General features: G+C 36.0%; 17 protein-coding genes. 5 read left to right on the top strand and 12 right to left on the bottom strand.

The window, feature by feature from the left end; all coding sequences use genetic code 11:
- Nucleotides 1–11: 11 nt before the first annotated feature.
- Nucleotides 12–860 (top strand): glycosyltransferase family 2 protein, encoded by an 849-nt coding sequence (locus DFQ08_RS14835; protein WP_114310833.1) that lies wholly within the window; start codon nt 12–14, stop codon nt 858–860.
- A 4-nt stretch (nt 861–864) separates the two neighbouring features.
- Here the strand turns inward: DFQ08_RS14835 and DFQ08_RS14830 are convergent, their stop codons facing one another.
- Together DFQ08_RS14830 and pafA are read right to left on the bottom strand one after the other, a co-directional pair.
- Nucleotides 865–1671, bottom strand: coding sequence for a DNA/RNA non-specific endonuclease (locus DFQ08_RS14830; protein ID WP_114310832.1), 807 nt, complete (start codon nt 1669–1671; stop codon nt 865–867).
- A 10-nt stretch (nt 1672–1681) separates the two neighbouring features.
- Nucleotides 1682–3349, bottom strand: a complete 1668-nt coding sequence (pafA, locus tag DFQ08_RS14825) for an alkaline phosphatase PafA (RefSeq protein WP_114310831.1) — start codon at nt 3347–3349, stop codon at nt 1682–1684.
- A gap of 113 nt (nt 3350–3462) precedes the next feature.
- Here pafA and DFQ08_RS14820 point away from each other — a divergent pair, with 113 nt between their 5' ends.
- On the top strand, nt 3463–4200 hold the full coding sequence (locus DFQ08_RS14820; protein ID WP_114310830.1) for an MlaE family ABC transporter permease: 738 nt from the start codon (nt 3463–3465) through the stop codon (nt 4198–4200).
- A gap of 3 nt (nt 4201–4203) precedes the next feature.
- Nucleotides 4204–4974: an ABC transporter ATP-binding protein gene (locus tag DFQ08_RS14815; RefSeq protein ID WP_114310829.1), complete on the top strand. Its 771-nt coding sequence runs from the start codon at nt 4204–4206 to the stop codon at nt 4972–4974.
- Nucleotides 4975–4995: 21 nt separating this feature from the next.
- On the opposite strand, the gene DFQ08_RS14810 is transcribed toward DFQ08_RS14815, so the two are convergent.
- From DFQ08_RS14810 to porU, 10 genes are all read right to left on the bottom strand, one after another.
- Nucleotides 4996–6495 carry a DUF389 domain-containing protein gene (locus DFQ08_RS14810; protein ID WP_181858418.1) on the bottom strand — a complete coding sequence of 500 codons (1500 nt, stop codon included), beginning with the start codon at nt 6493–6495 and terminating at the stop codon, nt 4996–4998.
- A 71-nt stretch (nt 6496–6566) separates the two neighbouring features.
- Nucleotides 6567–7655 carry a mannose-1-phosphate guanylyltransferase gene (locus DFQ08_RS14805; RefSeq protein WP_245935451.1) on the bottom strand — a complete coding sequence of 363 codons (1089 nt, stop codon included), beginning with the start codon at nt 7653–7655 and terminating at the stop codon, nt 6567–6569.
- A gap of 21 nt (nt 7656–7676) precedes the next feature.
- Nucleotides 7677–8273, bottom strand: a complete 597-nt coding sequence (locus DFQ08_RS14800) for a SprT-like domain-containing protein (protein WP_114310827.1) — start codon at nt 8271–8273, stop codon at nt 7677–7679.
- A 145-nt stretch (nt 8274–8418) separates the two neighbouring features.
- Entirely contained in the window at nt 8419–9102 is a 684-nt protein-coding gene (locus tag DFQ08_RS14795) for an SDR family NAD(P)-dependent oxidoreductase (protein WP_114310826.1), read from the bottom strand.
- Nucleotides 9095–10063 carry a M28 family metallopeptidase gene (locus tag DFQ08_RS14790; RefSeq protein ID WP_114310825.1) on the bottom strand — a complete coding sequence of 323 codons (969 nt, stop codon included), beginning with the start codon at nt 10061–10063 and terminating at the stop codon, nt 9095–9097. Before DFQ08_RS14790 ends, DFQ08_RS14795 begins: the two co-directional genes overlap by 8 nt.
- 110 nt (nt 10064–10173) lie before the next feature.
- Nucleotides 10174–11814, bottom strand: coding sequence for a pyruvate dehydrogenase complex dihydrolipoamide acetyltransferase (locus tag DFQ08_RS14785; RefSeq protein ID WP_114310824.1), 1641 nt, complete (start codon nt 11812–11814; stop codon nt 10174–10176).
- Between the two features lie 3 nt (nt 11815–11817).
- Nucleotides 11818–12819, bottom strand: a complete 1002-nt coding sequence (pdhA, locus tag DFQ08_RS14780; protein ID WP_114310823.1) for a pyruvate dehydrogenase (acetyl-transferring) E1 component subunit alpha — start codon at nt 12817–12819, stop codon at nt 11818–11820.
- A 112-nt stretch (nt 12820–12931) separates the two neighbouring features.
- Nucleotides 12932–13414 carry a cytidine deaminase gene (gene cdd, locus DFQ08_RS14775; protein ID WP_114310822.1) on the bottom strand — a complete coding sequence of 161 codons (483 nt, stop codon included), beginning with the start codon at nt 13412–13414 and terminating at the stop codon, nt 12932–12934.
- Between the two features lie 106 nt (nt 13415–13520).
- A complete protein-coding gene (porV, locus tag DFQ08_RS14770; RefSeq protein WP_114310821.1) occupies nt 13521–14762 on the bottom strand; it encodes a type IX secretion system outer membrane channel protein PorV in 1242 nt (413 codons plus the stop codon).
- A gap of 65 nt (nt 14763–14827) precedes the next feature.
- Entirely contained in the window at nt 14828–18694 is a 3867-nt protein-coding gene (gene porU, locus DFQ08_RS14765; RefSeq protein ID WP_114310820.1) for a type IX secretion system sortase PorU, read from the bottom strand.
- Nucleotides 18695–19007: 313 nt separating this feature from the next.
- On the opposite strand from porU, the gene gldJ reads away from it, so the two are divergent.
- Both gldJ and DFQ08_RS14755 read left to right on the top strand, forming a co-directional pair.
- Nucleotides 19008–20687 (top strand): gliding motility lipoprotein GldJ, encoded by a 1680-nt coding sequence (gene gldJ / locus DFQ08_RS14760; RefSeq protein ID WP_114310819.1) that lies wholly within the window; start codon nt 19008–19010, stop codon nt 20685–20687.
- A gap of 153 nt (nt 20688–20840) precedes the next feature.
- Nucleotides 20841–22124 carry a UDP-N-acetylmuramoyl-tripeptide--D-alanyl-D-alanine ligase gene (locus tag DFQ08_RS14755; protein WP_114310818.1) on the top strand — a complete coding sequence of 428 codons (1284 nt, stop codon included), beginning with the start codon at nt 20841–20843 and terminating at the stop codon, nt 22122–22124.
- Nucleotides 22125–22235 lie beyond the last annotated feature (111 nt).

Genomic DNA, 22235 nt, shown 5'->3' with positions numbered 1-22235 from the left:
TACTATTACCTTTGAACTTCTATATCATAATTCCAGCACACAACGAAGACGCTTATATTGGTCTGACCTTAGAATCTTTAGCAAAGCAAACCTTGTTACCTAAAAAGGTCGTTGTGGTTAATGATAATTCTACTGACAACACACAACAAATTTGTGAGGATTATGCGTCACGATATCCTTGGATTTCAGTGATAAATTCTAAGTCCTCTGCAAAACATCTACCGGGTTCTAAAATTATACAGGCCTTTAATAAAGGCTTAAATACTTTAGATATGGATTATGACATCATTTGTAAATTTGATGCCGATCTTATTTTTCCGGAGTCCTATCTTCAAACTTTAGCCGCGCATTACAAGACCAACCAGAGATTGGGAATGGTTTCCGGATTCTGTTATATTGAAAAAAATAAAGAATGGATTTTAGAAGATCTTACCAACAAAGATCATATCCGTGGCGCCCTAAAAGCCTATAGAAAAGCCTGTTTTGAACAAATAGGACAATTAAAAGCTTCAATGGGTTGGGATACCGTAGATGAATTGCTTGCAAAATACCACGGTTGGCAAGTCCTTACAGATGAAACCTTGCATGTAAAACATTTAAAACCTACGGGACAATCCTATAATAAAGCCTCAAAATACTTACAAGGGGAGGCCATGTACAAGTTACGCTATGGCTTTTGGATCACCCTAATTTCAGCTATAAAACTAGCGTACAAAAAAAGGAGTTTTCAATTGTTTAAAGATTATATCTCTGGTTATTTTAAAGCCCAATCGGAGAAGGTTAAGCCTTTAGTGTCGGAAGACGAAGGCCAATTTATTCGCCAATTACGGTGGAAAGGCATTCTCAATAAATTTAAGTAACCCACTAAAACGACCAGCTTTTGTAACTCGCAGAAGCTTCAAGTTGATTTTCAATACGGTCTTCTAACTCCGGAAAGAAGTCAATCCCTGTTAAGGCTTCAAGCGTATCTACAGACACTACAAATTTATACAAAGGAAGATTTGAGTTTTCATGATTCATCAAAAAAGCAATCATTTTAGTTTTTCCATTGGTATGGTCTAAAATCACTTTATAAAACTGATTAGGCACCGCCACCTCTTCTTCCCCTATTGTTTTTAAATCCTCATTTAAAATTCCGCCTGTAACGACAAACACACCATCATTCTTTTTGGCCCAATAACGTACCTTCTGCTCTAAACGGTTCCAAACACCTGCATTAAATTGATGTTCCTGTGGACTTATATTACTCGTTAAGAAAGTCTCATCATGGGCCGCCTTTGTAAAACGCCTATCACCAGCAGGACATAAATGCCCTTTATCGTAACCCGACTTTTTATAATTCTTCCAATGTGCTGCGCCTGTTTTTATGGCCTCATCAATTTCAAAATACGGTCTTTTACGATTGGTAGAACTCAAATGAGATGCCTTAAGTTCATAGGCAACCCACTCGGCTTGTTCATACGGTTCATTGTACGAAAGCGAATAATTCTGATGATGTATCACTTGGCCGGTAGTACTTGTTGGTAAAAAAAATGTATTGGTTAGCGCCTTTACCGTCTGACCGTCTTTTATAAGGTCTGACTTCGCTTTTTGTTCTATAAAAAAATCATAGCTGTAAATACCAATGACGATAAGTACAGCTATGATTGTAAAAATGGGTTTCCTATTCACACTAAAATAATTATTCCATTATAAATACTAAAGGTTGTCCTGTAGCTCCACTAGGAAAGCTAATCCCTAACATTGCAGAAATAGTTGGCGCAATATCTGGTATTACGGTTTTGTTAAACGTTTCGCCATGCTTCACGCCTTTACCAAAAAATAATAATGGCACATGAGTATCATAGTTTAATCCGCTACCATGCGTAGATCCTGTGTTGCTATAAGAAATAAAAGCTGTGTCATTCACCAAAATAACATCTCCCGATCGTTTTTGATTAAAACCATTTTCAATTAAAGCTTCTATACCATTAGAAAACGTCGTAGTGCTCATTGTGGTAGCCGTGTATACTTTAGATACATTAGGGTAACTTAACTGTTCCATAGCAATAGTCGTTTGAACATCTGAAAGTTTTAAACCTAAAGCCTTAACTTTATTTCTATCTAAAAAGATTTGATTATTGCTTATATTCTCTACCAAGTCTTTAGTCCCATAAGTAGCATCTAAGAAGCTATTGAAACGATTTTTTCTATCCTTATTATCTACATATCCTGCAGGAACTTTTCTTGTTTTTAAATAAGAAGGCACATCTACCGCACCATGATCTGCTGTAAGAAAAACAGTGTATTCACCTTTCCCAACAGTGCTGTCTAAGTAATTAAATAAACGCTCTAGATCTTTATCTAAACGTAAATAAGTATCTTCTACTTCTTTTGAATTAACTCCAAAATTATGACCTACGTAATCCGTTGCCGAGAAGCTCACCGTTAAAACATCTGTAATAGCATCTTGTCCTAATGCTTCTCCCTCAATTGCAGCCATAGCGAAATCAGCTGTTAAACTGTTACCGTAAGGCGTTGCTTTTAAAATATCAAAACCTCTATTTGTTTTACTTAAGGTTTTTAAATCATAAGGAAAGGTTGCCTTTTCCTTTCCTTTAAATCCGCCTTCAAAAGTATTTTCATCAACACCACTCTCCGTATATGTAGAAATATCATAAAGTGTATTCCATGGCTTTAAATAAGACGATGCCTTTTCTGATGCATTAAAATCTTTAACCCACTGTGGTAACTCCTTTGTATAAAAGGAACTGGTAATCCAAGCGCCTTCATCGGCACCATGAAACCAATATGCTGCATTCGCGGTATGCCCTGCTGGTAAAATTGCACCTCTATCCTTTAAGGCTAATCCGATCGTTTTACCACGCATTTGCGTAAACAGTCTGTTTTCATCTCCAAACGTCGTCGTTTGTAGTCTATGAGGCGACATTAATCCGGCTTTGTTCTCCGTCCCTACTGGTGTAACTTGGTCATCACTTGCGCAATACACCATTTCTTTTATTTGTTTATCGTACCAATTATTACCAATAATACCGTGAATTTTTGGCGTTGTTCCGGTATACACGGAAGCATGCCCAGGTCCTGTATAAGTTGGTACATAATTAAAATGATTGTTTTTACAGTTGAAACCTTCATTAATCATACGCATAAATCCTCCTTCTCCATATTTAGATTCAAAACGTGTAAGATAATCGTAGCGCATTTGATCCACCACAATCCCAACAACCAACTTAGGCTGTTCAGATGATGTTATAGAGTTGGTTTGGCTTTTAGTTTCTGTAATTGTATTTTGTGCTCCACACGACATAAATAAGAAGAGTACAACACTTAAAGTGAAGAAATTTTTCATTAGAATAAAACATTATTATTAAGATTCAAAAGTACGATTTAAAAAAATATCTTAGTTCAAATTAACATTATTAACTAATCATTTTTTATACTTTAGCAATAATAAAATTCAACATGACTTACCTACATAATATTGGAACCTATTTTATAATGATTAAAGATATTTTTCGTAGACCGACAAAATGGTCTGTGATGAAACCTTTAATTTTAAAAGATATTGATGATCTTATCATTGGTTCTTTAGGGATTGTAGCCTTTATTTCTTTTTTCGTTGGAGGCGTTGTAGCCATCCAAACGTCTTTGAATATGACCAGTCCTATTATGCCAAAATACTTGGTCGGTTTTGCCACACGACAGTCCATAATCTTAGAATTTGCACCAACATTTATCTCTATTATTATGGCAGGTAAAGTGGGGTCATTCATTACTTCTAGTATTGGGACCATGCGTGTTACAGAGCAAATAGACGCCTTAGAAGTTATGGGAATTAATGCCATTAACTATTTGGTGTTCCCTAAATTTATCGCCTTAACACTTTATCCTTTTGTCATTTCAATTGCGATGTTTTTAGGTATTCTTGGTGGTCTTATGGCTTGTGTATACGGCGGGTATGGCACCATGGAAGATTACCTAGAAGGTGTACAACTAGACTTTATTCCATTTCACTTTATTTATGCGTTTATAAAAACTTTTGTTTTTGCCTTCTTATTGGCAACTATCCCATCGTATTATGGTTATTTTATGAAAGGTGGAGCTTTAGAAGTAGGAAAAGCGAGTACCACATCTTTTGTTTGGACCAGCGTATTGGTAATTATTGTTAACTTTTTACTAACCAGTTTATTATTAGGCTAAGACATGATTGAAGTTAAAGACTTACATAAATCGTTTGAAGACGCACATATTTTAAAAGGTATTTCTACCTCTTTTGAAAAAGGGCAAACCAATTTAATTATTGGGCAAAGTGGTTCTGGTAAAACCGTTTTCTTAAAATGTTTGCTCGGTTTGTTTGAATATGAAGAAGGATCTATTTCTTATGAAGGCCGAAATTTTAGTAAGCTCTCAAGGAACGAAAAGACTGAATTACGTTCTGAAATGGGAATGGTTTTTCAAGGCAGTGCTCTTTTTGATTCAATGACGATTGCTGAAAATGTAATGTTCCCGTTACGTATGTTTACCAAGCAAAGCATGAGCGAAATGGAAGACCGTGTTAATATTGTACTTAAACGTGTAAATCTTGACAATGCACATAAGAAAATGCCTAGTGAAGCTTCTGGAGGAATGCAAAAACGTGTGGCTATTGCAAGAGCTATTGTTAACCGTCCTAAATTTTTGTTTTGTGATGAACCTAACTCGGGTTTAGATCCTAAAACTGCTATTGTGATTGATAATTTAATTCAGGAAATTACTGAAGAATTTGACATTACTACGGTTATAAACACCCACGATATGAACTCCGTTATGGAGATAGGAAAAAAAATCGTATTTCTAAAAGACGGACTGTTAGAATGGGAAGGCTCTAATAAAACCATTTTTAAAACAGAAAACGAAGCTGTTACCAACTTCGTTTATTCTTCTGAGTTATTTAGAAAAGTACGTAGAATGTATTTAGAGGAGGATGCTCAATAAATTATAACCTCACTCTAACCATTAGTTTCTTCTTATAAAAACGGTATCGACTTTAAGTTCATTTTTAAGCCATTTCTGCAAGTCGCGTTCTTTATTAAGCACAAGGCTATCTGAAAGTTTTACTTTCCATCTTACATGTGCAATTGTAACGGTATCAATATTGATAAAATCTTTAGACTCTAACATTTTGGCATATCCAAAATATTCTAAATCATTAAATTTAATCTTCGCATCACGTGATAAGGACGAAAATGACACCGCGTTTATATTGGTGTTTTTAGACTCTATTTGTTGGTTAAGATTGGTAATACTTTTTTGCAAATTTTCAATCTGAGTTTGCAACCCATCAATAACATTATCCTTACGGTCTAAATCTGCATAGGCACGATCTAAAGACTCCATTAAACGGTCTGCGCTTCGCGTTTTATTCGCATTAATAATCAACTCAAAATCCGATAAATTGATATAATTCTTTTTCTCATTTTGTAAATCGGTGATCATTTCATCACTAACATCACCATTAAAATGTAGATTCATTGTTTTGGTTTCTATGTCTAAATCGTTATCACGCTTTTGATACCAAAGGTTAGAATTACTCTCAATTTCGTTTTTCACAAAATTATCAAAATCACGTTGATAACGGCTTTCTTGCAGTACAGTTAAGAAGGTCCATATTGCAGGTATCATTACAATTATAGCTACCCCCATAGCAATCCTAGAGGTTCGTTTTCGCTTTGCTGAATTGGCATATTTAAGCATTGGAAAACGCAGAATTTTCAACACTAAAAAGGTCGCTAAGGCGATGAATATGGTGTTAATGGTAAACAAATACATGGCACCACCAAAAAACTGCCAATTTCCTTTAGCCAAACCATACCCCGCTGTACATAAAGGCGGCATCAAGGCCGTAGCAATAGCAACACCAAAAATAACAGAAGCAATAGTTCCCTTCTTAGTCCTCGCGATAATTAAAGCTAAACCACCAAAAAAAGCAATTAACACATCACGTATATCAGGACGCGTACGCCCCATGAGTTCTGAGGTATCTTCACTTAAGGGGAATAGGTAGAAAAATAAAAATGCGGTTAATAAACTTAGCACAATCATCGTGGCTAAGTTGATTAAAGACTTCTTTAAGGTGTCTATATCATTAATTGCAATCGATAAGCCCACACCTAAAATGGGCCCCATTAGGGGAGAAATTAACATGGCTCCAATAACTACTGCGGTAGAATTGGCATTTAATCCTATAGAAGCCACAAAAATAGAGCAAACTAAAATCCACGCCGTCGCCCCTTTAAAAGGAATATCGTGTTTTATTGCTGTTATGGTCGCTTCTCTATCGGTGTCATCTCTGAAATCGAGCAATTCATGCAAAAAGGTTTTAATACTAGCAAACAAGCCTTGAGCATCCTTCTTTACTGCATCCTTTTTATCTTCAACAGCCTGCTCTTTGTTCATTTCATTAGTCATGCGCCCGGCCTCTTCATCAGAAAAATTAAATTTATTTTCGTCACTCATAGTTATAAAATTCCAAAATTATAATTAGAACCACAATTGGTTAAGCTAAGCACGGAAGACCTCAAAAAAGATTATCCTATAGCATCACCAAATTTAGCTTTTGCTTTTTGTAATACCTTTTTAATATCTTGTTCTTTTGCTTTTGGAAAGATAAGTAAAACTTCCTCTTTGTCCACAACGATATAATCATTTAGACCGTCGATGACGACAACTTTTCCTTTTTTAGAACGAATCATATTTCCTGTAGAATCTTCTAATAAGGTTTCAGCATTAACTACAGCATTGCAACTTTCATCTTTATCTAACTTGTCATAAAGACTTCCCCAGGTACCAAGATCATTCCAATCAAAGGTGGCAGGAATAACAAAGACATTAGTACTCTTTTCCATTAAGGCGTAATCCACCGAAATATTTTCAGCCTTGCCATAATTTTCTTTTATAAAGTTGTCTTCTAGATCTGTATTATAGGCATCGTAACCGCTTTCAAACAATTGAAATAATTCGGGCTGATTATTTTTAAACGCTGAAACCACTGCGGCTACACTCCACATAAATATACCGGCATTCCATAGAAAATTGCCTTGCTCTATAAATGATTTTGCCGTAGTATAATCTGGCTTTTCTCTAAATTGACTCACCGGTTTAATTTCCTCAGAGGCAGCTTTATCGTATTCAATATAACCATAACCTGTATTAGGGAAGGTTGGTGTAATCCCTAAAGTCATCAACGCATCGTGCGATTGACAATAGTCAAAAGCGGTCTGAACATTAGTTGTAAACGCCGTTTCATCTTCAATCCAATGATCACTTGGCGCAACAATCATAACAGCATCTTTATTTTCCTTCTGAATTTTTAAAGACGCGTATAAAATACAAGGTGCTGTGTTACGCATAGCTGGTTCTAAAACCACCTGTCGTTCGGTCACTTGCGGTAACTGTTCAAAAACCAAATCATTATAGCGTTCATTGGTAAGAATAAATATATTTTCCTCTGGAATTAACTTCGCTAAACGGTTAAATGTTTTCTGAATAAGGGTATCTCCAGTCCCTAACATATCATGGAACTGCTTTGGAAAATCTTGGGTACTTACAGGCCAAAACCTCGATCCTACTCCACCAGCCATCAGTATGGCGTAATAATTTGAATTCTTACTACTCATTTCTATCTATTCGTCTTTAATTTATTCTATAATTTCTACTTCTGCATTCGGGTTAAACAAATATAGTTTTCCCGTACTTACTTCAAGGCATTCAATGCGTTTTCTTCGTTGGTTTCCTCTTTTAAACACGCGACCATTATACAACTTAAAAATCTGATCTACCGAAAGTTCAAAAACATAGGTTGTATCGGGTGCATCACTGTAGCGTTTTAAAGCTAAGGCCAACGGCGCATCCGTATCACTAGAGGCTTTAGGATTTTTAAAATGTCGCGCTAATAAAGGTAATAAATCTGAAGGAAAAACCTCAGGGCGTAAAAAGGGTAACATTAAACGTTGAAATGTATGTTTCCACTCCTTACCATGCGGCTTTATAGACCTGCCATAACTTTGGTAGGCTTCAAAATGCGCAATTTCATGAATCAAGGTGATTAAAAAACGATAGGAATTCAAATTAGAATTTATCGTGATTTGATGCCTTCCGTTAGAAAGCGCTCTATAATCACCATGTCTTGTTTTACGTTCCTTCTTAACTTTTACATTCAAATTATCAACAGCCAAAAGTTCTATAACTAACGGTCTCGCTGCCTCTGGAATATATTCTAAAAGTGCTGATTGCATTAGCGCAAAAATAGTGGATATAATTATATTTTACATCACCTAAAAATTAAGATTTATTCCAACAAAGCATGACTCCTTTAAAGTAAGGACCATTTTTTTTTCTACTTAAGGCTTTCAAAATCTATAATTTAGGCAAATTCTTAACTTAGGGAGTAGAATTAGATACCTGCAACACCTTACCGTTATAATATTTATGGCCGGTTAATGCAAAATTCTGAATATAAGCTGCCATATCTAAAGGTGATGAATTCGCTACATACCCAGGAAAAGCTTCCTCAAGCATTTCAGTTTGCACAGCCCCTAAGGCCAAAACATTAAATTGTGGTCCGGTCTCCTTATATTCTTCAGCGAGCAATTCCGTCAATGTAATTACAGCACCTTTACTAGAGCTATACGCTGCTAAGCCCGGAAATTTCATACTTCCTTGTATGCCTCCCATTGAACTCACTGTGACAACGTGCCCATCCGATTTCATAAATGGTATGACAATTCTGGTTAATTCTGCAACACCAAAAACATTCGTTTTATAGACCGTTGTGAAATCTTCAAATGATGTTTCGGCAAAGGGTTTATTAATTATCGCCCCTGCGTTATTAATTAAGATATCAACATATCCCCATTCATTTTTAATAAAATCGGACACCTTAACATAAGCGCTTTCATCACAAAGATCAAATGCCATGGTTTGAACCTCATCTAAATTCAGATCTATAACAGGCTGTTCATTACGCGACAAGGCCAAAATTTTATGACCTTGTTTGGCTAATAATTGTACTAATTGGTAGCCAATACCACGACTTGTTCCGGTTATAATTATATGTTTATTCATTGTTTAAAATTACTTCTTTATTAGGGGCATTTATCATTCCTTCTAAGGCTGGAATCATCGTATTTATAAATTTCAGCATATGGTCATAATCCATTTTATCAGCTTCATCATCCACATGGTGGTAATAATCAAAATTGGTAAAATCGAATGTAGAAATGGCATGTGCCGGAATTTGCAATGCTTTATAGAACGGGTAATTATCAGAACGTCTAAAAAGTGACATTTGCTTGGCTTTATCAAAAAAACCGATAACCTCAGCATTGGCATATGCGTTTAACTTTTCAGCAAAATTAGATTTGTCATAGCCACTCATATAAGCCATAATTTCGCCTTCTGCTCTAGGCACACCAATCATTTCAAAATTAAGCATGGTATACGCATTTATCCCCTGATCTTTTAAACGTGTTGCTAAGTGCGATGAACCTAACAAACCCAATTCTTCCGCATCATATAACGTAATTAAAATACTTCTTTTATTCGATTTGGTTTTGGCAAAATAACGTCCAAACTCCATAGCAGCCAAAGTCCCAGAAGCATCATCATTAGCACCATTAGCAATGCTGTCTCCTTCTACGGTTTTCCCTTTACCAATATGATCGTAATGTCCGCCAAGAATAACAAACTCATTTTTTAATACCGGATCTTGACCTTCTATGAACCCAACAATATTATAACCATCAATGTCTTTGACTTTAAATGAATCTCTATAGGTTTTGAAATAAGGCTTTATCCCATTCGCCTTTAAATAATTTTCAATATAAACTGCCGCTTTTTCTAAGCCAGCTGTACCTGTAGCACGCCCTTCTAATTCATCGGATGCCAAATAGGACATACTGGTTTGAATAGCTTGTTGAGTTAATTCGGGTTTTGAAAGCTCTTCTGTCGTTGAAACTTCTTTCTTTTTACGTGATGAACAAGCACAAACGAGCGCGATGCACAACACAAAAATTATGTTCTTCATATTGATTTTTTAGTTAGCCTTTAAAGATAAAAAAATCCTGATTCGATAAATGATCAAATCAGGATTATATATTAAGAGATTCTAATGGGATTAAGAATCCTATTTTATACTTACAATACCATTGTTAATGGATTTTCAATATAACCTTTTAAAGTTTGAAGGAATTGCGCTCCAGTAGCACCATCTACAGTTCTATGGTCACAAGCTAAACAAAGTTTCATTGTGTTTCCTACAACAATAGCTCCGTCTTTAACAACAGGCTTTTGAACAATAGCACCTACTGAAAGTATGGCTGAATTTGGTTGATTGATAATTGATGTAAAGCTATCAATACCAAACATTCCTAAGTTAGAAATGGTAAAGGTACTTCCTTCCATTTCTTCTAGCGATAACTTCTTCGTTTTTGCTTTTATAGCGTATTCTTTTACAGCCGCTCCAATTTGCGTTAACTTACGTTGATCTGCAAATTTAACAACGGGTACAAGAAGTCCTTCATCTACTGCTACAGCAACCCCGATATGCACGTGATGATTTAATTTCATACGATCATCAAACCACTGCGAATTTACTTGTGGATGTTGTTTTAAAGCCATGGCACAGGCCTTAACCACGATATCATTAAATGATATTTTAGTATCAGGAATAGCATTCACTTCCTTACGGAAAGCAATGGCATTATCCATATCAAATTCCACATTTAAATAGTAATGTGGTGCCGTAAATTTAGATTTTGCTAAATTCTTAGCGATGGCCTTACGCATGTTAGAGTTAGGAACCTCATCGAAACTTTCTTCAGCACCTGAAGCTACGTTTGCAACTGCAGCTGTAGGAGCTGCCGCTTTAGGCGTAAAGTTTTCTATATCTTTCTTAACAATTCTTCCATTTTCTCCAGAACCTTGTACATCTGCTAAATCGATTCCTTTTTCTTCAGCCATTTTCTTAGCTAAAGGTGACGCAAAAATACGTCCTGAAATCGTTGCTGTATTTGCTGCAGGTTTTGAAGCCGGAGCAGCAGTTTTCTTAGGTTCTTCTTTTTTAGGCGCAGCCTTAGGTGTTTCTTTTTTAGCATCGGTTTTTGGCGCTTCTTTCTTTGGTTCAGCACCACCAGCTGTAAAGTTTTTAGCAATCCCAGAAACATCTGTTCCTTCAGGACCAAGAATCGCTAATAAAGCATCAACCTTTGCACTTTCACCTTCTTCTAATCCAACATATAATAAATGTCCAGATTGAAAAGATTCAAATTCCATGGTTGCTTTATCCGTTTCAATCTCGGCTAAAATATCACCTTCTTCCACAGCGTCACCAACATTTTTTAACCAAGACGCTACAGTACCTTCTTCCATAGTATCACTTAAACGTGGCATGGTTACTACTGTAACACCTTCTGGTAAAGCTGTTTCTTTAGCGTCTGAACTTACTGACTCTGTAGCTTTAGATGTTGAAGATTCTGACGCCTCTTCAGGTGCCGCTGCTGGTGCAGATTCTCCGTTTAAATATCCTGAGATATCCTCACCTTCTTCACCTATGATAGCTAAAAGTGTATCTACTTTTGCCGTTTCACCTTCTTGAATACCAATATGTAATAAAGTTCCTTCATTAAAAGACTCAAATTCCATCGTGGCCTTGTCGGTTTCGATTTCAGCTAAAATTTCCCCTTCTTCAACTTTGTCACCCACTTGTTTTAACCAAGTAGCAACAGTTCCTTCTTCCATGGTGTCGCTCAAACGCGGCATATTAATTACTTCTGCCATAGTTTACTTTATTTTGTGATCTATAAATGGGTAATCTTCCTGTTCATATACAACATCGTACATAACATTCTTATCAGGAAACGGCGATTCATCTGCAAATTTCTCACATTCTGAAACGCGGTTTTTCACCTCTTTATCAATTGCTTTTAAATCTGCTTCGGTAGCGTATTCATTTTCAAGAATGATATCTTTCACCTGAGTGATCGGGTCAATTTTCTTGTATTCAGCAACCTCATCTTTAGTTCTGTAATGTTGTGCATCAGACATAGAGTGACCTCTATAACGGTAAGTTTTCACTTCTAAGAAAGATGGTCCTCCGCCTTTTCTAGCACGTTGTATAGCTTCATCAAACGCTTCCGCTACTTTTATTGGATTCATTCCGTCTACAGGTCCTGATGGCATATCATAACCTAAACCTAATTTCCAAATATCCGTATGGTTTGCAGTACGCGCTACAGAAGTTCCCATGGCATAACCATTGTTTTCACAAACAAACACCACTGGTAAGTTCCATAACATCGCAAGGTTAAACGTCTCATGTAAAGACCCTTGTCTAGCAGCACCATCACCAAAACAACAAATAGTTACCGCATCGCTACCGTGATATTTATCACCAAAAGCAATCCCTGCTCCTAAAGGAATTTGACCTCCTACAATACCATGACCCCCGTAAAAACGGTGTTCTTTAGAGAAGATGTGCATTGAGCCTCCTAAACCTTGAGAGGTTCCGGTTGCTTTTCCAAATAATTCTGCCATTACACGTTTTGGATCCACACCCATACCAATTGGTTGCACGTGGTTACGGTATGCCGTAATCATCTTATCCTTAGTTAAGTCCATAGCATGTAATGCACCGGCTAAAACAGCTTCTTGTCCATTATATAAATGAAGGAAACCTCTAACTTTTTGTTGAATATAAACTGCGGCAAGTTTGTCTTCAAACTTACGCCAGAACAACATGTCCTCATACCACTTTAGGTAAACTTCTTTAGTTATTTTTTGCATTTCTTGATGAGTTCTTTAAATAGAATAACAAAAATAACACTTTACACAATAATGAAGAAACTGTATGCCATAAAAAAATCAAGATATTACTGAATTTTCAATAACGAAAACCCTATAACACTGAACTTTCAAAAAGAAGTGGTAATAAGTTGGCTAAGGAGTGTGATTTTACAACTTTTCCTTGAGCACCCATAAAGTAAATTTCAATAGGAAGATCTTGTTTTATTTCATATTCTGCGATCGCTTGCCTGCATGCTCCACATGGTGGAATTGGCTTATCGGTAAGTTGATTTTGTGATGAAGCTGTAATGGCCATAGTTAGCATTTTTGCCTTAGGAAATTTAGCCCCTGCATAATAAATCGCAGTACGTTCTGCACAGAGTCCTGAAGGAAAACAAGCATTTTCTTGATTATTACCTATAACAATTTCTCCATTATCTAGTAAGATGGCTGCACCAACATTAAACTTAGAATACGGAGCATAAGCATTTTCCCTTGCTTCTATGGCCGCCTGCATTAAGGCTTGTATATCTTTAGAAACTTCATTAATATCAGTATAAACTTGTAATATTGTTTCTAGTTTTACTTCCTTCATATTTTACAAATTAGTTGAGACAAAAAAACTATTGCGGTTAAACAATAGTTTTTTAAATATAATTATTTTTTTGTCAGTCTACACAAAGACTGTACGTTTAAGTGGATTAATACTCATTGTATTCACCATCTCCAAAATTGAAAGTCAGTGAAAAACGAAGTGTATTTTCTAACGGACTCTGAATTTTTGATGCTGAGAATAGATAAGATAGATCGACATTAATGGTGGTGTATTTAAACCCTGCTCCTAGTCCGAAAAACTTACGTGCACCTTTATCATCTGCTTCATTAAAATAACCTGTTCGTAATGAGAAGTTGTCTTGATACGTATATTCTGCACTTAAAGCCCAAGTAAACTCTCTTAACTCTTCACTTAGTCCTCCTGGAGCATCACCAAAGGATTGAAAAACACCTGTTAAAAATCCAACATCTGGATCTTGACCATCAATAATGATATCGCTTGTAATCGGGTTTCCGTATTCTTCTCCTTCATCATACACTCCATTTCCATTATCATCTTCGTAGTTATACTCATTACCATAAACAGGAGGTGTTGGCACTAAATATTTAGACACTTCTCCGGTAATGGCCAATTTATTGTATTGATCGAAAATAAAATCGAAACCAGCTCCTAATCTCAGGTTTGTAGGTTGAAACACATCTTGTCCGGCATCATCATACTTAAATTTTGGACCTAAATTCTGAATCGCAAAACCAGCTCTCCAACGTCCGTTAAAGTCGGTATAAGCTTCTTCTTCACTCTGATAATATCCTGTAATGTCAGCACCAAAAGTACTTCCGGCATTGGCGTTAGAATCTACCTGACCTAAACGTAATGCAGAACGCATATAACGCAGACCAACAGCCATAGAAAATTGATTCCCTAATCTTAGTGAGTAAGCAGCGTCTATTGCAAATTCGTTCGGCTTTACGGCAACTCCTGGGTCGTTTGCATCTTGGGTAAGTACAATTTCACCTAAAGAAAAATATTTAAGTCCTGCTGAAAAAGCACTGTACTCATTGATACGATTAAAATACGTTACATAACTTAAGGAAATATCATTAACCAAACGCGTTAAATACGGTGTATAACTTAAACTTACCCCTTGCTTTGTTTCTGAAAACGCATATTTAGCAGGGTTGTATTGTTGCGAAAAACCATCTACAGAGGTCGCTACTCCCATATCTCCTAATGACGCTGACCTCGCATCTGGAGCAATTAACATAAAAGGTAAACCGGTAGTAATAACACGACTGTCATTAGAATCTGGAATAATTACGGTACCGTCTTGGGCAAAGGCATTACTTAAAGTAACCAAAGCCATTAAGGCTATAATTTGTTTTTTCATTTTTAATTTTTGATCTATTAATACTCAAAGAGCACAACTCATCTGTTAGCAAATATAATTTAATATTATAGTATGACAAGTTTTTGAATTTTTTCAACTTGTTTATTTAAACGGTTAGATTTCACTTTTAGTTTATAAACATAGACTCCTTTTCCAATTTTATCGCCAAAATCATCTCTACCATCCCAAACAATGTTTCGAGATAGAGAGCTTGATGCATCCGAACAACACTCATCTGCACTAGTCTGTCCGTTTAAGGTACGCACCAATTTACCAGAAACTGTAAAGATTTGAACTGAGATATCTAAAGGCTCAGAACTATTATGGTTAAACCAAAACTCGGTATAACTCACAAATGGGTTAGGGTAATTTAAAACATTCTCAATCACTAAGGCTTCATCTTCATCATACACCATAAATTGAATTTCTTCTGTTGAAGAATTGTTATAAACATCCCAAGCTTTTAAGGTTAAGGTGTGCAAACCTGGTTCTAAATCTCTAAACGGATAACTTACCGTTCCGTTGGTATAATCATCTACATTGGCTTGGTAATAACTATTAAGGACAATAGGATTGGTTTCGTCTGCATCTATAATCGCAGTAATATCGTGCCCAATACCACTAGCGGTATTAATTCCATTATCATCTTGTAATTTTACTAGCACGGTTGGCGAATCGTTAGTGATGCCTCCTGAAACAAAGTTCTCATCATTCATATAGAGATTGATAACAGGCCCTAAGTTATCTTCAGGTGCATTTACATTAATCCCTCCTATTTTAATATCAAAATTTGACCCCGCCTGATCGGAGGTTGGTGAGTCTGTTTGCGCATAAAAACTAACTTTCCCATTGCCTACAGGAATACCAATATCTTTTGGCACAACAAAATCGAATTCAAACAACCCATTGGTAACACTAGCCTGACCTTTAAAGACCACTTCTCCTAAGGTGGTAAAATCCATTACAATTAAATTATTATCACCATCTCTTATGCCATCATTTCCTAGGGTCTGACGCGATATAGACTTATCGAAAACCGTAGCGGTTAAAGTTCCGTTATAGTTAGACAATAAATTTCCGTTAGTATCTACAACCTCTCCCGCCAATTTAGTATAACTCAAAGCTTTTAAAGTATCTATAGCTTGAGTTATGGGAACATCATTAACTTTAGTTAAACGCACATCGGGTTGTGCAAAAGCCAATTTCATAGCCGGATCGCCTATATAGAAAACCAAACGTTTTTGACTTGATCCAGCGATATTATTATCCGTCTTTGCTAGACGTAAGGCTTCCGCCATTGAAGGATAATCGTTAGAACCAAAAGCAAACAAATAATTATCTAAAACCTCATTGAGCGCCTCACCTACAGAAACGATAATTTGTCTTGTGGTTGTAATTAAAGCTATAGCGCCACCATTTTCATTCCAAAACGTATATTCACCAGCAGTATCACGGTTAGGATCATCAAACTTAGTGTACTCACAAGTCACCGTTATAAATAAATTGTACTTACAAAAATTATTGATTTCTTGAGAATCGATTTTATCAAAAATACGCTCCTTAGCAATGCCGTCTTCACCACCATGACCAAAATAATTAACCACTAGTGCACCAACCTCAATAGCATCTTGAATGGCCTCATTAACTTTAGGATAACGATCTCCTGCCGCTGAGGACTCTTGCTCAAAAGCATCAGAATGAATTTTTATGACATTTAAAAAAGGTTTCTCTTCTTCTAAAGTAGTCCCTAAATCATCTGTTGTTTGTTGTAAACGTTCTTCCCATGCTTCATCAACATCATCAGAAATTAAAAGCACATTGTTTCTCCAACTTCCATACGATTCGGCTTGGTAATAAGAATTGACCTTATCTACCATTTGATTGGCACGCTGTACATCTTCAGCTAAAATTCTACCTACAGCAATATCCATACGATCTGCAGTGGTCATTCCGCCTTCATTATCATCTAGCATGGCGTAAAAATCGTCAGACACAAACGAACTTGTTAAACTAAAACTACTTGTAGAATACCAAGAAGGTACCAAGTTAGTGTTGTTTGATATTCTATCCTTATAATCGTAAGACCCTTCACCAAATAAACAAAGGTATTTTAAGCGATTGGCCGGTGTACTTGCATTATCGTAGACATATTTCACAAAGTTACGTAAGGCAGCGATATCTTGGCTTCCGGTGCTAAATTCATTATAAACCGTTTGCAGGTCTACTACCTTAACATTTAAACCGTATTGTGCTCTATTAATATCAGCTAAACGTTCCGCTGGCGCTAACAATTCAGTAGGTGTTAATATGATATAATCAACATCTTCAAACTGTCCGTCTGAATTAGTAAAAATGGTTCCTTTTAAATTCTGATTCGCCAAAGTTGTTCTCGAATCCGTTTTTGGTGTAAACACATCACTGTTTGAAAACGCCAAATAGGTACGGGCTTCTCCCGATTGCGCTTTAAAAGCCATAGTATCGGCGTTATCTGAATTTTCAACCGTAGTTACATTAAACCGATCCGTAATATCCCAAACTTCTCTAACATTAGAGGTGTTGGCTATATTATACTGAACAATTCCGGGCGTACTCACCACATCGTTATTTTTAAAAACCAACTGATCACCTTCATACCTTAAACCACGTGTGGCTTCAATATTTATATAATCGAGATAAGCATTTGCCGAAGGATTTCCGCTATTATTATAATCTAAAGTGACATTAACTTCATCTGACGTCAGAGAAAGTGATTGGTTATAGGATGCCGAGGTTCCTAAAACAGAGCCCACAGATATAGACCCTAAGCTCATGGTGGTAACAAGATTATCATTGATGGTGACACCCATGGAAGTTTGCACTTCTGAGACCGCCCCTACCGCAATGCTAACGTTTACAGGAACCGAAGTGACGAGGTTAGGAAAGTCAAATTCGTAAGTCCGTTGGCTCTCAATATCAAAATCATCCCCAAACCAACGACGCCCCAAACTAGCCAAGTTATATTCATCGACCTCATAGAATTGATAGTCTTGAAAGGTGTCAATTTCAAAATCTGCATCAGCCGTAATAGTCGGCATAGCATCAATACGTTTCCCATAACTAGATCCTACATTAATATAGTAATAGGTTTTATCTGTATAGAGATTAATATTGGTATCACTTTCTTCATTATAGGTCTTTGGTCCTTCACCATAAAATAATATATAATCTGCGTTATCAAAACTACCATCCTCTTCACCAACGAATCTAATAGCATTTTCAACAACATCAAAAGGATAGTTTTCAGAATTCTCTAAGGGTAACATACGTCCACCGTTCCCATATAACTTAATGGTCCGTGGATCTACCGCATTGGTATTTACCCCTAGATTACTTAAAAAACTTCTACTTAACTTAAATACACCAGAATCTTCGATATAAAAACGATACCACTCCCCACTACTTAATACCGAATTGGTAATGTCATTAACCCCCAAAGTACTGTTAGTTAATTGTGCTGCACGTACACTATAATTCAGTGTAAAGGAAACCACCTTTTTATAATTCCCACCCTCTTTAATTATAGGATACATTTCTAAATAATGGGCATAACGTCCACGTGCATTCGTATTATAAACCTGATAAGCAGGTGACGATGGTATGGACTTAGGATCAAGATCTTTTAATTCTGAAGCCGCAATGGTTTTGTAAGAAATATTAGTAAGCGTTACAGAGTTTTCATCAATAGAACTACCATTACTTTCCCATTGCGAAACAAATAAAAGTCCTTGCTGGTCATTATAACTGAAATTTTCTTCATTAAATGCGGGTACTTCTACACTACGATAGTCCGTTTTTAGAATTTTAGTGCCTTCCCAGTCAATGTTGAACTGTTTTTTTTGAGCAAAACAGAGTACATTAACAAGAAGTAGCGCAATGACATAGTAATTTTTCATTTATAATTTTCTTTTTAATCGTCTTATACCTATTAAAGAAGACTAGCAAACCCATTCGTTGACAACTCAATAACGTTATTGAAAGCCTGATAGTATGGTCTGATAATTTTTATTTCAAAAATACAACAATAAATTATTTCTGTTCTCGTTATTAAAAGGCAAAATACAACGTTAAATTGAAAAAAATCCGACGTTGTGTTCAAAAAAAAGGATGAAATGCACTCTTTTTTACATTTAGACGAAAAAAAAAGTTGTCAGTTTACCTTTAATTGTTATATTGCGACTCTAAAATTAAACGAGCTTACTTAAACGTATGGATATGAAAAATGTCTCAACCCTAAAATTTTTAATAGCAGTAACGCTTTGCGCTTCGATTGTAAGTTGTAATCGTTCTTCTAATTCTGGCAATGTCGATAGTGCCACAGGCTGGAAAATCAACGACAAACAAGGTGGTTTTCAGTACAATACACAATTTAAAGAACAAGAAACCCCTCCAGGAACAGCGTTTGTTGAAGGTGGGACTTTTACAATGGGTAAGGTACAGGATGATCCAATGCACGATTGGAACAACACTCCGAACCAACAACATATTCAGTCCTTTTACATGGATGAAACAGAAGTTACCAATGTAAACTATTTGTTTTATTTAGATTATTTAAAGAATGTTTACCCACCAGATGATCCAAATTTTGCTTTAATTTATAAAGGAGCGCTTCCGGATACTTTGGTATGGAGAAATCGTTTAGGTTATAATGAAATGATGACAGAAAACTATTTACGTCACCCAGGTTATGCAAATTATCCTGTAGTTGGTGTAAGTTGGATTCAAGCTGTTGAATACGCAAACTGGAGAACAGACCGTGTTGCAGAATTATCATTACAAGAAGCTGGTTACATAAAGAGAGATGCACAGTACACTGATGTAAGTGCAGAAAGTACATTTAGTACGGATACGTATATTAATGCGCCGTCTCAAACTTATGGTGGTAACACTGAAGTTTTAGAAGGAGGACAACGTAGACAACAAACCGATGCAGAAGGAAATCCTATTAATGTATATGCAAACAGAGAATCTGGTTTAATCCCGGTTAAGTTTAGACTTCCTACTGAAGCAGAATGGGAATATGCTGCTTTAGGTATGAGCGAATTACGTCAGTACAACGTTTATAGAGGTCGTAAAAAATACCCATGGGATGGACAGTATACAAGATCTGGACAACGTGTAAACCGTGGAGATCAAATGGCTAACTTTAAGCAAGGAAAAGGTGATTACGGTGGAATTGCAGGTTGGTCTGATGATGGTGCTGATATTACTGCTGAAGTAAAAACATATGCACCTAACGATTACGGATTATATGATATGGCTGGTAACGTTGCTGAATGGGTAGCTGATGTTTACAGACCAATAGTAGATGATGAGTTTAACGATTTTAACTACTATAGAGGAAACGTTTATTCTAAGAATGCGATTAATGAAGATGGAACTGTGAAAATTGTAACTGTAGACGAAATTGTTTACGATACCTTAAGTAATGGTAAAATTGTCGCTAGAGATTTACCAGGTGAAATTGCAAAAGTGCCAATCGATGAAGAAGAAACTTATTTAAGAACAAACTTCAGCCAGAGTGATAACAGAAACTTTAGAGATGGAGACAAGCGTTCTTCTCGTTATTACAGAGAAAGTTTTGATGAAACTGAAGGTTCTAAAACAAGTACAAGTAAAATGTACAACTCACCAAAGCACCGTGTAGAAGTTGATACTACAGAAGGAACAATGGTAAGAGAATACGATCAGTCTAATAACAGAACGTCGTTAATTAATGACGAAGTTAGAGTTTATAAAGGTGGATCTTGGAGAGATAGAGCGTACTGGATTGACCCAGCACAAAGACGTTACTTCCCACAAGATATGGCTACAGACTATATTGGATTTAGATGTGCGGTTTCTAGAGTAGGTTCTAAAAGTGAACAAGCTGGAAAACGACGTAACTAAAAAATAATTAAATTATTTAAAAAAAGTCCTGATATTTATATCAGGACTTTTTTATTTTTAGGCTTATTCTATAGCGTTGCGCTAATTCCATTACCCTACGCTTTATAGCCAAAAACTTTAATCTCATAAACACAGAGCTTATACCGTTACACTATGACCATAGCAGATATCTACGATAAATTTAAAACTTGTACTACGGTATCTACCGATACAAGAAAACTTTCAGAAGATTGTTTTTATGTCGCCTTAAAAGGTGATAATTTTAATGGCAATACATTTGTACAACAAGCCTTTGATGGCGGCGCTAAATTTTGCCTTGTAGATGAAGACGATGCCGTCATTACCCCTAACTGTATTTTGGTTAAAGATTGCTTACAAACCCTTCAAGATCTCGCAAACCACCATAGAAAAAAAATTGACATTCCCATTATTTCTTTAACAGGAAGCAACGGAAAAACAACAACAAAAGAACTTATTAATGCTGTCTTAAAAACAACTTATAAGGTTAAAGCCACTCGCGGTAATTTAAATAACCATATCGGTGTTCCCCTCACCCTATTAAGTTTTACTAAGGATTTGGATTTTGGAATTGTAGAAATGGGTGCAAATCACCTTGAAGAAATTGCATTTCTCTGTCGTATTGCCGAACCCGATTATGGATTAATCACCAATTTTGGCAAAGCCCATTTGGAAGGTTTTGGTAGTGTTGAAGGCGTAGTTAAAGCCAAGTCTGAACTATATGAATATTTAAAATCTCACAATAAAACGATTTTTATAAATACAGAAGACCCTAAGCAAGTTTCTCAAGTGGGGTCTTACTCAAAAGTGAGCACCTTCGGAACAGCCCCAGAAAATGATTGTGTCATATCATTTAAAGACGCCAAACCCCATGTATCTTTACATTACAAGGCCACTGAATTACACAGCCAACTGATTGGCGATTATAACTACGGAAATATTGCCGTAGCCGTAGCTATTGGTCAATATTTTAAAATTGAACCACAAGCCATACAGCGAGCCATTGCCCAATACAAACCTGATAATAACCGATCGGAAATTATTATAAAAGATCAAACAGAGATTATTTTAGATGCTTACAATGCTAACCCAACTAGTATGATTGCAGCCTTACAAAACTTTAAACAATTGTCCGCCGAACATAAATTTTTATTTCTAGGCGATATGTTTGAATTAGGGGCTGATGCCGCTAAAGAACATCAAGCTATTGTCGATTTCTTACAGCATCATTTTAAAGATCAACAGATCTATATTATAGGTGAGAATTTCAAAAAAACAGAAACAGAAGATTACATTCATAAATACGCGTCGTTTGATGCGCTTAAGAGCCATTTAAAAACTTTAGATTTAAGTCAGGCTTCGGTCTTAATTAAAGGCTCTAGAGGTATGGCTTTAGAACGTATTTTAGATATTATATAGGAAGCAGTGTCTTTAGATAATTCCCGTTGGAATAAAACAATTTAAAATCTTATCGTTTATTCTTATTAAACATTATATATTCCCATAAATACACTGTATTTTTAAATCATA

The sequence above is a fragment of the Winogradskyella arenosi genome (assembly GCF_003337305.1).
In the GTDB taxonomy this organism is placed as follows: Bacteria; Bacteroidota; Bacteroidia; order Flavobacteriales; family Flavobacteriaceae; genus Winogradskyella; species Winogradskyella arenosi.
Note: the sequence above shows the minus strand (reverse complement) of the source record. Positions and strands in the feature narration are given on the sequence as shown.